Origin of the sequence: Citrobacter freundii complex sp. CFNIH4 (genome assembly GCF_002934505.1) — a bacterium.
In the GTDB taxonomy this organism is placed as follows: domain Bacteria; phylum Pseudomonadota; class Gammaproteobacteria; order Enterobacterales; family Enterobacteriaceae; genus Citrobacter; species Citrobacter freundii.
Map to the genome: position 1 here is coordinate 1,084,998 of NZ_CP026231.1, position 13,716 is coordinate 1,098,713.

The following is a 13,716-nucleotide window of genomic DNA, read 5'->3' on the forward strand; positions in this document are numbered from 1 at the left end:
TCTTTTAACTTCTTTACATTATACCAGGTAAAACATTGGCGAAGTTTATATACTGAAGATAAGCCTGACGGGTATGCAGGCTTACTCGTCATACTTCAGTTGTATTGGCGTCTACAGGCGTTGCACACCCGATTTATGGTGCCTGGCTATAGAGTATGATAAAGAAAACAGGGGGCAAGGGATGTTGCTTAATAAAATGTGTGGTCGTCGGCTGTCGGCAATCAGTTTGTGCCTGGCCGTAACATTCGCTCCACTGTTCAATGCGCAGGCCGATGAGCCTGAAATGATCCCTGGCGATAGCTCTGCGAGCGTCAGTGAACAGCCAACAGCATTATCGCAGCCGCAGGTACAATCTTCCGCGACGGCTATTATGGCGGGGATTCAACCGTTACCGCAGGGTGTGTCAGTTGATCAAGCCCGCGCCGAATTACAATCTCAACTTCCAGCGGGCTTCACGCCAGTGTATATGAGCCAGCTGGAATTGCTGTATGCCGCACGCGAAATGAAACCGATGTGGGAAAATCGCGATGCGGTAAAAGCCTTTCAGCAACAGTTAGCCGAGGTGGCGATTGCCGGTTTTCAGCCGCAGTTTACTACCTGGGTTGCACTTCTGACTGATCCGGCAGTGTCCGGCCAGGCGCGAGATATCGTGCTCTCTGATGCGATGTTGGGATACCTGCACTTTATTGCCAATATTCCCGTTAAAGGGAATCGCTGGCTTTATAGCGATAAGCCCTATGCGCTAACAACGCCGCCGATTTCCGTCATCAACCAGTGGCAGGTCGCGCTGGATAACGGACAACTGACATCGTTCGTCGCCAGCCTGGCACCGCAGCATCCGCAGTACGCCGCAATGCATGAATCACTACTCAAGCTGGTGAGCGATACGCGGCCCTGGCCTCAGCTCACCAGTACCGCGACGCTGCGTCCGGGAGAGTGGAGTAACGACATCCCCGCGCTGCGTGAAATTTTGCGCCGTACGGGAATGCTGGAGTCCACCGTCAGTACATCTGCTAAAGAAGGACGTAGCGCTTACGATCGTGAACTTGTCGATGCGGTAAAACGTTTTCAGACGTGGCAAGGGCTTGGGGCTGATGGCGCGATAGGTCCTGCGACGCGTGACTGGCTGAACGTAACGCCTGCTCAGCGTGCTGGCGTGCTGGCGTTAAATATTCAGCGCTTGCGCCTTTTGCCGAGCGATCTGTCTACCGGCATCATGGTAAACATTCCTGCCTACTCGCTGGTTTATTATCAGAACGGCAATCAGGTGCTGGCCTCGCGCGTTATTGTCGGGCGCCCCGATCGTAAAACGCCGATGATGAGCAGCGCGCTGAATAACGTGGTCGTTAACCCGCCGTGGAACGTGCCGCCGACGCTGGCCCGAAAAGATATTCTGCCTAAATTGTGGAATGATCCGGGGTATCTTGAACGTCACGGCTATACCGTGATGCGCGGTTGGAACAGTAAAGAGACGATAGATCCGTGGCAGGTTGACTGGGCCACCATCACTGCGTCCAATCTGCCGTTCCGCTTTCAGCAGGCTCCGGGCGCACGTAACTCGCTCGGACGCTATAAATTTAATATGCCGAGTTCGGACGCTATTTATCTGCACGATACGCCGAACCACAATCTGTTCCAGAAAGATACGCGGGCGTTAAGTTCCGGCTGTGTGCGTGTGAATAAGGCATCTGAGCTGGCGAATATGCTGCTACAGGACGCGGGTTGGAATGATACCCGCATCTCGGATGCCCTGAAGCAAGGGGATACGCGGTACGTGAATATTCGCCAGAATATTCCGGTCAACCTCTACTATCTGACCGCATTTGTTGGCCCGGATGGTCGCACGCAGTATCGTACAGATATTTACAATTACGATCTGACAGCGCGATCCAGCGCACAAATTGTGTCAAAAGCCGAGCAATTAATCAGATAAATGAAGCAGTTCGAGGAAAATGATTGTCGTAAGTTATGCTGGAAACGGGGCAAAATGGCTGTGAGCCCCGTATTTCCTGGGGTTGGGAGCCTTGACGTGGACTACTTAGCCAGATAAGGTTTCCCGCGTGCGCTAGAGCATACATACGATAACATTGACCTTGTAGACCTTAATACCATGGACAAATTTGACGCTAATCGCCGCAAACTGCTGGCGCTTGGTGGTATTGCCCTCGGCGCTGCCATCCTGCCTACGCCTGCGTTTGCAACACTCTCTACCCCACGTCCGCGTATATTGACTCTGAATAACCTGCATACCGGTGAGTCAATAAAAGCAGAGTTTTTTGATGGCAGGGGCTATATTCAGGACGAATTAGCAAAACTTAACCACTTTTTCCGTGATTTTCGGGCCAATAAAGTGAAATCCATTGACCCCGGACTGTTTGATCAACTCTTCCGTCTGCAGGGCCTGCTGGGTACGCGTAAACCCGTACAGCTGATCTCCGGTTATCGTTCCGTCGATACCAATAATGAACTACGTGCGCGCAGTCGCGGTGTGGCCAAGAAAAGCTACCACACCAAAGGCCAGGCCATGGATTTCCATATTGAAGGCATCGCATTAAGTAATATTCGCAAAGCTGCGTTATCTATGCGCGCAGGTGGTGTAGGATACTACCCCAGCAGTAACTTTGTGCATATCGACACCGGCCCTGCACGGCACTGGTGATCCATAAGCTTAATGAAACAGGAGCTGTATGAACTATCGTATTATTCCGGTCACTGCATTCGCCCAGAACTGCTCGCTAATCTGGTGTGAGCAGACTCGTCTGGCCGCGTTGGTCGATCCCGGCGGCGATGCCGAGAAAATCAAACAGGAAGTGGATGCCAGCGGTCTGACGCTAATGCAGATCCTGCTTACTCACGGTCATCTTGATCATGTTGGGGCGGCAGCTGAACTGGCACAGCATTATGGTGTACCGGTTATTGGTCCGGAAAAAGAAGATGAGTTCTGGCTACAGGGTCTCCCTGCGCAGAGCCGCATGTTTGGCCTGGGCGATTGTGAGCCGCTGACGCCCGATCGCTGGCTGAACGAAGGTGATCGGGTCAGCGTTGGCAACGTGACGTTGCAGGTGTTGCATTGTCCGGGTCATACACCGGGACATGTGGTCTTCTTTGATGAGCAATCAAAGTTACTGATTTCGGGTGACGTGATTTTCAAAGGTGGCGTAGGGCGCAGCGATTTTCCGCGCGGAGATCACAGCCAACTGATCGATTCGATTAAACGTAAACTGTTGCCACTGGGCGATGACGTGACGTTTATTCCGGGTCACGGCCCACTTTCTACGCTGGGTAACGAACGGCTTCATAACCCGTTCCTGCAGGACGAAATGCCTGTCTGGTAATACCGCAGATAAATAAAAAGGCCGCTATTGCGGCCTTTTTTGTACGCGATAGATTACAGTACTGCGACAATCGCTTCGCACAGCGGTGCCATGTTATCTGGCGTCATTCCAGCTACGTTTACACGTCCGGAAGCGACAGCGTAGACACCAAACTCTTCACGCAGACGCAGAACCTGCTCTTTTGTCAGGCCGCTGAATGAGAACATGCCGTTCTGTTTGATGATAAAGCTGAAGTCGCGGTTCGCACCTTTCTCCTGCAGCGTATTCACGAACAGTAAACGCATGCGCTGAATGCGTTGGCGCATATCGGTCAGTTCCTGTTCCCAGATGGCACGCAGCGCGTCATTGCTCAGAATCGTGGCAACTACGGATGCGCCGTGTGCTGGCGGGTTGGAATAGTTAGCGCGAATGGCTGATTTCATCTGACTAAACGCACGGTCGACGGTTTCAGCATCAGCAGCAACCAGCGTACAGGCACCTACGCGCTCATTGTACAGACCAAAGTTCTTGGAGTAGGAACTGGCAACGATCAGCTCTTTGTGCAGCGCGGCGAATGCGCGCAGACCTTCTGCATCTTCTTCCAGACCGCGGGCAAAGCCCTGGTATGCGAAGTCAAACAGCGGCAACCATCCTTTCTCGACAGAAAGCTGAGCCAGCGTTTGCCACTGCTCAAGCGTAGGATCGATACCGGTTGGGTTATGACAGCAGCCGTGGAACAGTACCACATCGCCAGCCTGAGCTTCGCTGAGGCTGGCCAGCAGCGCATCAAAGTCTAATGAGTGGTTCGCCGCATCGTAATAGTTGTATTCACGAACTTCCAGACCGGCAGAGTTAAAGACGCTCTTATGGTTCGGCCAGCTTGGGTTGCTCACCCATACGCGTTTAGCCGACGTATTTCTTGCGAGAAAATCAGCTGCCACGCGCAGTGCGCCAGTGCCGCCAGGGGTCTGTGCTGTACGTGCGCGTTTATCGTTGATAAGCGAACTCGTTTTACCAAACAGTAATTCCTGAGTACAACGACCAAACTCTGGAATACCGTCAATGCCAAGATAGTTTTTGGTGGTTTCATTTTCCAGTATATATTGCTCGGCTTTTTTAACGCTGGTCAGCACCGGCGTTTTGCCTGTCTCATCTTTATATACACCGATCCCGAGGTTTATTTTTCCAGGGCGGTCATCGGCACGAAACAAATCAGCCAGACCCAAAATGGGGTCGGCAGGAGCGGCGGTAATGTTCTCAAACATGACGAGGTTCCATAGTGATTACAGAAGGGAAGTCCGCTATCAGGTTAACGGTAGATTTACAAAATGCCAACCGTTACTGACGAAAAGCTGAGGTGTTTTTTTAAGACGCAAGAATCCGCTGGCAGATATAAAAAAACAGGACCGAAGTCCTGTTTTTAAGGCATTTAACAAAGAGGTCTGCTATTAGAACTGGTAAACGATACCAACTGCAACGATGTCGTCAGAGTTCACGCCCAGTTTGTTGTCAGAATCGATTTGGTTAATCTTGTAGTCAACATAGGTGGACATGTTTTTGTTGAAGTAGTAGGTTGCGCCTACTTCGAAGTAATCGACCAGATCCACATCACCGATACCTTCTACGTCTTTCGCTTTAGACTTGTTGTAGGAGAGGGACGGACGCAGGCCGAAATCGAACTGGTACTGAGCAACGACGAATACGTCTTCAGTTTTGTTCGCAAAACCGCTGTTACCAGCACCTGAGATGCGGGTCGCGTTACGGGTTTCACCGTAGTTCGCTGCCAGGTAGATGTTGTTAGCATCGTATTTCACGCCGGTCGCCCACTGCTCAGCTTTTTTACCGCCATTGCCGTAGAAAGAGTTTTCCTGCGCGTTGGTGCGGTCAGCTGCGCCGTAAGCACCCACGATACCGAAACCATCCATTTCGTAGCTTACAGAACCGCCAACGCCGTCGCCGTTAGAGCGACCGGTATTGCCATCACGTTCGTTTTTACCCAGATACTGGATACCGAAGTTCAGACCGTCAACCAGACCGAAGAAGTTGGAGTTACGGTAGGTTGCAACACCACCAACACGACCAACGAAGAAGTTGTCGCTGTATGCGGTATCACCACCAAATTCTGGCAGCATATCGGTGTAACCCAGAGCATCGTAAACGATACCGTAGTTACGACCGTAGTCGAAAGAACCCAGATCGGCATATTTCAGACCAGCAAATGCCAGACGGGTTTTGTTGCCGTTCTGAGCGTCACTGCCGCCTTCAGAGTTGTTACCGGCAAAGTTGTATTCCCACTGACCGTAACCGGACAGCTCGGAGTTAATCTGAGTTTCCCCTTTGAAACCAAGACGAGCATAAGTCTGATCGCCATCGTCAGCAGCGCTGTCAGAAAAATAATGCAGACCAACGGTTTTACCGTAGATATCCAGCTTGTTACCATCTTTGTTGTAAACTTCTGCAGCGTTAGCTGCCCCGGCTACCAGCAGAGCAGGGATAACCACTGCCAGAATATTGCGCTTCATCATTATTTATTACCCTCATCGGTTTTTATATGACACCTGCCACTGCCGCCAATAAATTCCGTCAATGAAAATTTACGGAACTATTGATGAGAGTTTGGTGTCTTTATGTGTCTGACAGGCATCTTTCCATTCAAACTACCGTTTCGTTACCGTCAAAGTGCTACAAATATAAAGATTTGGTTTCAAAAAGAAAAAATGTGTAACAAAATGTTATTTTTGTGCAACTTTGTGAACAGCGTCAAACTTCGGATACCCCTGAGCTGAAAATTCTCGTTTTTATTTCTATTTATATGATTTTCTTATATTTAATTTTGCTAAGGTTATTTTTTCTCCGTAATACCGGAAAGTTTGGATTTTACAGATAACGATTTTTGGACGTCTGGAGTGCCGTGCGAAAGGCTAAAAAATGTACTATTTAATCAGAAAATGCTAATCCACAATAAAATTACTGGTTATTTTTTGTGCAAATGTATTGCGATGAAATATTACGTAACAGGTGGAGGGGATTGAATGGTTGTGTTTAACGTGAGGTGGGTATCCAGATAACATGAAAAGGGTATAAAAAAGGCCAGCAATGCTGGCCTTTGAAACAATAACGCACGTTTAGAAGGTGGCGTTACGCGGAGTACGCGGGAACGGAATAACATCACGGACGTTTTGCACGCCGGTGACGTAAGCGATCAGACGCTCGAAGCCCAATCCGAAGCCGGAATGCGGAACGGTACCGTAGCGACGCAGGTCGCGATACCACCAGTAATCCTCTTTGTTCAGACCCATTTCCAGCATACGGGCATCCAGCACGTCCAGACGCTCTTCACGCTGAGAACCACCGATGATTTCGCCGATTCCTGGAGCCAGAACGTCCATTGCAGCAACGGTTTTACCGTCTTCGTTAAGGCGCATATAAAACGCTTTGATATCTTTCGGGTAGTTTTTCACCACCACCGGCGCTTTAAAGTGCTCTTCAGCAAGATAACGTTCATGCTCGGAAGACAGATCCACACCCCAGTAAACCGGGTTTTCAAACTGTTTTCCGCATTTTTCCAGAATGCTTACCGCGTCGGTGTAATCCACCTGCGCGAAGTCAGCGTCAATGAAACGTTCCAGGCGTGAAATCGCGTCCTTGTCGACACGTTCAGCGAAGAATTTCATATCATCCGCACGCTCTGCCAGTACGGCTTTGAACGCGTATTTCAGCATCGCTTCAGCCAGGCCTGCAACATCGTTCAGGTCAGCGAACGCCACTTCTGGTTCCAGCATCCAGAACTCTGCCAGGTGACGACTGGTGTTAGAGTTTTCTGCACGGAACGTCGGGCCAAAGGTATAAATTTTGGACAGAGCGCAGGCGTAGGTTTCACCGTTCAACTGACCGGAAACGGTCAGGAACGCTTCCTTACCAAAGAAGTCTTTGTCGAAATCGACTTTACCCTGATCGTTACGCGGCAGGTTTTCCAGATCCAGTGTAGAAACACGGAACATTTCACCGGCACCTTCCGTATCGGAAGCGGTGATCAGCGGAGTCGATACCCAAAAGAAACCCTGCTCGTGGAAGAAGCGATGCAGCGCTTGCGCCAGCGTATGACGTACGCGCGCTACCGCACCAATCATATTGGTGCGCGGACGCATATGCGCCACTTCACGCAGATACTCGATGCTGTGACGCTTAGCCGCCATTGGGTAGGTATCAGGATCTTCAACCCAGCCCGCGACTTCAACTTCAGTGGCCTGAATTTCAAAGCTCTGTCCTTGTCCAGGTGATGCAACGACTTTACCCGTTACGATAACTGAACAACCCGTCGTCAGGTGCAGTACGTCCTGATTGTAATTGGGCAGAGAATTATTGATGACGGCCTGTACAGGATCAAAGCAGGAACCGTCATAAACGGCGAGGAAGGAGATGCCAGCTTTTGAATCTCGGCGGGTACGCACCCATCCGCGCACGGTGACTTCGCTGTCAACGGCTACGCGGCCCTGGAGTACGTCGGCTACAGGCACAACGCTCATAATATTCTCTCTGTTAATAGTCGGATATATAAACACATGTCCACCCATAATGGGGGGGATACCTATGTTACCTGGCATCTGCAATCAGACAAGCAGAATTCGTAGCTGGAGTGAAAGATTTCGGAAATAAACGCGAATAAGGGAGCCAAAATGGCTCCCTGGAAGGATTAACTGGCTTTTTTAATATGCGGGAGATCGAAGGCTTTGCGCAGTGCACGAACAAATGCTTTATCGTGGCAGATGGTTTTACCCGGGCTGTCAGATAACTTCGCCACTGGTTTGCCGTTACATTCCACCAGCTTAATTACGATATTAAGCGGCTTAACCTGTGGAATGTCGCATGTTAGCCGTGTCCCAATACCAAAACTCAACTGTACGCGGGAAGAGAAGTGGCGGTAGAGTTCAATCGCTTTTTTCAGATCGAGGTTATCTGAAAAGACCAACGTTTTGCTCAGCGGATCAATACCCAGTTTTTCATAATGGGCGATGGCTTTTTCACCCCATTCCACCGGATCGCCTGAGTCATGGCGTAATCCCTGGTAGCGGGTCGCAAACTCAACGCCAAAGTCGCGTAAAAATGCGTCCATGGTGATGCAATCGGTCAATGCAATGCCGAGTTGATCAGGATACTCATTTAACCAGGCGGCCAGGGCTACACGTTGGCTGGTGGCAAGTTCAGGACTGATTTGCTGATGAGCCTGGAACCACTCATGCGCCTGCGTACCCATTGGGGTTAATGACAGGCGGCGGGCCAGATCGTAGTTACTGGTGCCGACAAACCAGGGCTCTTGCTGCAGGCGTTTAACGATAGCCTGCTGTACTTCGCGCGAAAAACGACGACGCGTACCGAAATCCATCAAATGGAAGCGGGACATATCGACATCTTTTGTTAAAGCAGAGAATTCTACTAGTTTGCTTTCCAGCTCATCGAGTGCCTGCGGGACGCCTGATTCAGGTGAGCGGTAACGGTGTACCAGTTCGCTAATCACCGCTAACAGCGGGACTTCCCACATGATCACTTCACGCCACGGACCGGTTAAGCGGATGTTTAGCTTACCGTTATCATTGGTGACGCAAACCTGTTCCGGGTTATAGCGGAAATCACGTAACCAGGTGAGGTAATCAGCTTTAAAGAAAGGCAGGCCGGAGAGCCACTGGTACTCATCCTCCTGCAGTCGCAGGTGCTGCATAGCATTCACCTGCTCACGAATAGAATCGGCATAAATACCGAGCAGGTCATCGCCACGGCAACGAAATTCAGCCGCTACTTGTACGTCATAGTAGTGGTGAAAAACGGCTTGCTGCATATGCAACTTATAAGCGTCTGTATCCAGCAGCGAGTGCAGAACAGGAGAAGCGAATTGTGTCATAGGTGCGCAGTAGCATCCTCTCACGGGAGCGTTTAGTACAATAAACAACTAAGAAAACCGCTGGAGTATACCCTGTTTAGCGATTTATTGAACCCCGATCACACCATAAGCTCTCTTTCTGGTCGAGGGCAATTCGTGCCACGTGTTATAAAAATGTAGCAAAAAGGGTGTTTGTGCCTGAAAAGATGAACATTCTGCGTAGCGCGATTTACGCAACAGGAATAGACTGAAGCCGAGACTCTATTAAAGATGCTAAAGGTTATTTTATGACACAACAGCCACAAGCCAAATACCGTCACGACTATCGTGCGCCGGATTACCAGATTACTGATATTGATTTGACCTTTGACCTGGATGCTGAAAAAACCGTGGTCACCGCAGTGAGCCAGGTTGTCCGTCATGGCGCGTCCGACGCGCCCCTGCGCCTGAATGGCGAAGATCTGACCCTGGTGTCGATCCACGTAAACGACGAGCTGTGGACAGAGTATAGAGAAGAAGAGGGCGCTCTGGTCATCAATCAACTGCCGGAACGTTTTACGCTGCGTATCGTGAATGAAATTAGCCCAGCGGCGAATACCGCGCTGGAAGGGCTGTACAAGTCAGGCGATGCGCTGTGTACCCAGTGCGAAGCAGAAGGTTTCCGCCATATTACCTGGTATCTTGATCGCCCGGACGTGCTGGCGCGTTTTACTACCAAAATAATCGCCGATAAAACGCAATATCCGTTCCTGCTCTCCAACGGTAACCGCGTGGCGCAGGGTGAACTGGAAAATGGTCGCCACTGGGTTCAGTGGCAGGATCCATTCCCGAAACCGTGCTATTTATTTGCGCTGGTGGCCGGTGATTTTGACGTCCTGCGCGATACTTTTACTACCCGCTCAGGGCGTGAAGTGGCACTGGAACTGTACGTCGATCGCGGTAACCTGGACCGCGCGCCATGGGCGATGACCTCGCTGAAAAACTCCATGAAATGGGATGAAGAGCGCTTTGGCCTCGAGTATGACCTCGACATCTATATGATTGTCGCTGTGGATTTCTTCAACATGGGCGCGATGGAGAATAAAGGTCTGAACATCTTTAACTCCAAATACGTGCTGGCGCGTACCGATACCGCCACCGACAAAGATTACCTCGATATTGAGCGCGTCATCGGTCACGAATATTTCCATAACTGGACCGGCAACCGCGTGACCTGTCGCGACTGGTTCCAGTTGAGCCTGAAAGAGGGTTTAACTGTGTTCCGCGATCAGGAGTTCAGTTCCGATCTCGGCTCACGTGCGGTAAACCGCATCAGCAATGTGCGTACCATGCGCGGTCTGCAGTTTGCTGAGGACGCCAGCCCGATGGCGCATCCTATCCGCCCGGATATGGTCATCGAAATGAACAACTTCTATACCCTGACCGTGTACGAGAAGGGTGCGGAAGTGATTCGTATGATCCACACCCTGCTGGGTGAGGCTAACTTCCAGAAAGGGATGCAGCTGTACTTTGAGCGTCACGACGGTAGCGCTGCAACCTGTGATGATTTTGTGCAGGCGATGGAAGATGCGTCTAACGTTGATCTCTCCCATTTCCGCCGCTGGTACAGTCAGTCCGGTACGCCGATTCTGACCGTGCGTGATGACTATAACCCATCAACTGAACAGTACACGCTGACCATTAGCCAGCGCACGCCGGCCACGCCGGATCAGGCTGAAAAACAACCGCTGCATATTCCATTCGCTCTCGAGTTGTATGACAACGAAGGGAAAGTGATCCCGCTACAAAAAGGCGGGCACCCGGTGAATTCCGTACTCAACGTCACCCAGGCAGAGCAGACGTTTGTCTTTGATAACGTCTACTTCCAGCCGGTTCCGGCGCTGCTGTGCGAATTCTCCGCGCCGGTAAAACTGGAATATAAATGGAGCGATCAGCAACTGACCTTCCTGATGCGTCACGCGCGTAATGATTTCTCTCGTTGGGACGCGGCGCAAAGCCTGCTGGCGACCTACATTAAGCTCAACGTTGCCCGCCATCAGCAGGGACAGCCGCTGTCGCTGCCGGTACACGTGGCCGATGCATTCCGCGCAGTTTTGCTGGATGAGAAAATCGATCCGGCGCTGGCGGCAGAGATCCTGACGCTGCCTTCAGTAAATGAAATTGCCGAACTGTTCGACATCATTGATCCGGTGGCGATAACCGAAGTTCGCGAAGCGTTAACCCGCACGCTGGCGGCCGAGCTGGCGGATGAATTCCTCGCCATCTATAACGCTAATCATCTTGATGAGTACCGCGTTGAGCATGCCGATATTGGCAAGCGTACGCTGCGTAACGCCTGCCTGCGATTCCTGGCTTTTGGCGAAACCCATCTGGCTGACACGCTGGTAAGCAAGCAGTACCGTGAAGCGAACAATATGACCGATGCGCTGGCGGCGATATCCGCGGCAGTCGCTGCGCAGCTTCCTTGTCGTGACGCGTTGATGCAGGAGTATGACAATAAGTGGCACCATGACGGTCTGGTGATGGATAAATGGTTTATCCTGCAATCCACCAGCCCGGCTAGAAACGTGCTGGAAACGGTACGCGGCCTGTTGAAGCATCGCTCTTTTAGCATGAGTAACCCAAACCGCATCCGTTCGCTGATCGGTGCCTTCGCGGGCAGCAACCCGGCAGCATTCCATGCGGAAGATGGTAGCGGTTATCAGTTCCTGGTTGACATGCTGACTGAGCTCAACAGCCGTAACCCGCAGGTGGCGTCACGCCTGATTGAGCCGCTGATTCGCTTAAAACGTTATGATGCAAAACGTCAGGCGAAGATGCGTGCGGCGCTGGAACAGCTGAAAGGTCTGGAGAATCTCTCCGGCGATCTGTTCGAAAAGATCTCTAAAGCGTTAGCCTGATAATATTGCCGGATGGGTCCGGCCTACCATTCACGCGTAGGCCGGATAAGCGGTAGCGCCATCCGGCATTTTTAACCTTGCTTGCGTAGCTGAACTTCATTGTCGCTGCGCTGCATCACCCGGTTCAACACCTCGGCTTCCAGTTCTGTCAGACGCACGGAACCAATCCGGCGAGGTCGTGCAATATCCACCGTTAAATCCAGCCCGATTTTTCCGTCTTCAATCAGCAAAACGCGATCGGCCATTGCTACCGCTTCGCTGACGTCATGGGTGACCAACAGTACGGTAAAGCCGTGCTCTTGCCATAAAGAGACGATCAGCTCCTGCATTTCAAGGCGGGTTAAGGCATCCAGTGCGCCGAGGGGTTCATCCAGCAGCAGCAGACCAGGGCGATGAATTAATGCCCGGGCCAGGGCCACGCGCTGTTTTTGTCCGCCAGAAAGCGCTGCGGGCCACTCCTGAGCACGATTCTCCAGTCCAACGGCGGCCAGCGCATCTCGGGCCGCATTGTGCCAGTGACCTTTCAGACCCAGACCGACGTTATCGATAACCGTCTTCCATGGCAGCAAACGCGCATCCTGAAACATCATACGCGTATCATCCTGAATTTCCGCCAGTGGGGTGGTTCCGGCAAGTAATGCGCCTGAGGTGGGCGACTCCAACCCTGCCAGCAGACGCAGCAACGTGCTTTTACCACCACCGCTGCGGCCAACCACGGCAACGAACTGCCCGGCCTGTATATGCAAATCTAACTGATTGAGCACCGTATTGGCGGCGTATTGTTTTGTCACGGCGCTCAGCAACAGCGGCGTACCCTGGTTCAAGCGAGCGGTATTCATACGGTAGCCTCCTTTATATGGTAAGCCGGGTGCCAGCGCAGCCAGACTCGCTCCAGCAATTGGGCGCTGACGTCGGCAAGTTTGCCGAGTAAGGCGTAGAGAATAATGGCCACCACGACCACATCGGTTTGCAGAAATTCGCGGGCGTTCATCGCCAGGTAGCCAATACCGGCATTGGCTGAAATGGTTTCTGCGACGATAAGCGTCAGCCACATCAGCCCGAGAGCGAAACGCACGCCGACCATAATTGAGGGCAGGGCGCCAGGGAGGATGACATGAACAAACAGTGAAAAGCCGGACAACCCATAGCTACGCGCCATTTCTACCAGCCCACGATCGATATTACGGATCCCATGCCAGGTGTTGATGTAAATCGGGAACAGCGTGCCTAACGCAACGAGAAAGATCTTGGCGGATTCATCAATGCCGAACCACAAAATCACCAGCGGGATCAGCGCCAGATGCGGTACGTTACGCAGCATCTGCACCGAGGTATCCAGCAAGCGTTCTCCCCAACGCGAAAGACCGCTGATCAGTCCCAGCGTCAGGCCAATCGATCCACCGATGGAGAATCCGATCAGCGCGCGCCAGGAACTGATGGCCAGATGCTGCCAAAGCTCGCCGCTGGCGGAAAGCGTCCAGAAGGCTTCGATAACACCCTCCGGAGAGGGTAGTATGCGGTTGGACAGCCAGCCCATTGATGATGCGAGCTGCCAGAGCGCCAGCAGACCTACCGGTAAAAACCAGGGCGCGAGGCGCAATAACCATATGTTTTTCGTCGTTGCCAT

General features: G+C 51.8%; 10 protein-coding genes. 4 read left to right on the forward strand and 6 right to left on the reverse strand.

Going from position 1 to position 13,716, the window contains the following annotated elements; all coding sequences use genetic code 11:
- Window positions 1-181: 181 nt before the first annotated feature.
- The 3 genes from ldtD to C2U41_RS05455 all read left to right on the forward strand — a co-directional run bounded on the left by ldtD (window position 182) and on the right by C2U41_RS05455 (window position 3,335).
- Window positions 182-1,933 carry a L,D-transpeptidase gene (gene ldtD, locus C2U41_RS05440; protein ID WP_048241322.1) on the forward strand — a complete coding sequence of 584 codons (1,752 nt, stop codon included), beginning with the start codon at window positions 182-184 and terminating at the stop codon, window positions 1,931-1,933.
- 177 nt (window positions 1,934-2,110) lie between these two features.
- The gene (locus C2U41_RS05450) at window positions 2,111-2,659 is read left to right on the forward strand and encodes a YcbK family protein (protein WP_003035820.1); all 549 of its coding nucleotides are present in this window, start codon (window positions 2,111-2,113) and stop codon (window positions 2,657-2,659) included.
- 28 nt (window positions 2,660-2,687) lie between these two features.
- Window positions 2,688-3,335, forward strand: a complete 648-nt coding sequence (locus tag C2U41_RS05455) for an MBL fold metallo-hydrolase (protein ID WP_003035823.1) — start codon at window positions 2,688-2,690, stop codon at window positions 3,333-3,335.
- A gap of 53 nt (window positions 3,336-3,388) precedes the next feature.
- Here the strand turns inward: C2U41_RS05455 and aspC are convergent, their stop codons facing one another.
- From aspC to pncB, 4 genes are all read right to left on the reverse strand, one after another.
- Window positions 3,389-4,579, reverse strand: coding sequence for an aspartate transaminase (gene aspC, locus C2U41_RS05460; protein WP_003035825.1), 1,191 nt, complete (start codon window positions 4,577-4,579; stop codon window positions 3,389-3,391).
- Between the two features lie 183 nt (window positions 4,580-4,762).
- Entirely contained in the window at window positions 4,763-5,839 is a 1,077-nt protein-coding gene (gene ompF / locus C2U41_RS05465; RefSeq protein WP_016149871.1) for a porin OmpF, read from the reverse strand.
- A gap of 600 nt (window positions 5,840-6,439) precedes the next feature.
- A complete protein-coding gene (asnS, locus tag C2U41_RS05470) occupies window positions 6,440-7,840 on the reverse strand; it encodes an asparagine--tRNA ligase (protein ID WP_032936329.1) in 1,401 nt (466 codons plus the stop codon).
- Between the two features lie 167 nt (window positions 7,841-8,007).
- Window positions 8,008-9,210, reverse strand: a complete 1,203-nt coding sequence (gene pncB, locus C2U41_RS05475) for a nicotinate phosphoribosyltransferase (RefSeq protein ID WP_003836860.1) — start codon at window positions 9,208-9,210, stop codon at window positions 8,008-8,010.
- A gap of 266 nt (window positions 9,211-9,476) precedes the next feature.
- On the opposite strand from pncB, the gene pepN reads away from it, so the two are divergent.
- Window positions 9,477-12,089, forward strand: a complete 2,613-nt coding sequence (pepN, locus tag C2U41_RS05480) for an aminopeptidase N (RefSeq protein ID WP_032936314.1) — start codon at window positions 9,477-9,479, stop codon at window positions 12,087-12,089.
- 71 nt (window positions 12,090-12,160) lie between these two features.
- On the opposite strand, the gene ssuB is transcribed toward pepN, so the two are convergent.
- Together ssuB and ssuC are read right to left on the reverse strand one after the other, a co-directional pair.
- The gene (ssuB, locus tag C2U41_RS05485) at window positions 12,161-12,928 is read right to left on the reverse strand and encodes an aliphatic sulfonates ABC transporter ATP-binding protein (RefSeq protein WP_032936311.1); all 768 of its coding nucleotides are present in this window, start codon (window positions 12,926-12,928) and stop codon (window positions 12,161-12,163) included.
- Window positions 12,925-13,716 (reverse strand): aliphatic sulfonate ABC transporter permease SsuC, encoded by a 792-nt coding sequence (gene ssuC, locus C2U41_RS05490; protein ID WP_103848621.1) that lies wholly within the window; start codon window positions 13,714-13,716, stop codon window positions 12,925-12,927. The genes ssuB and ssuC overlap by 4 nt, the downstream gene beginning before the upstream one ends.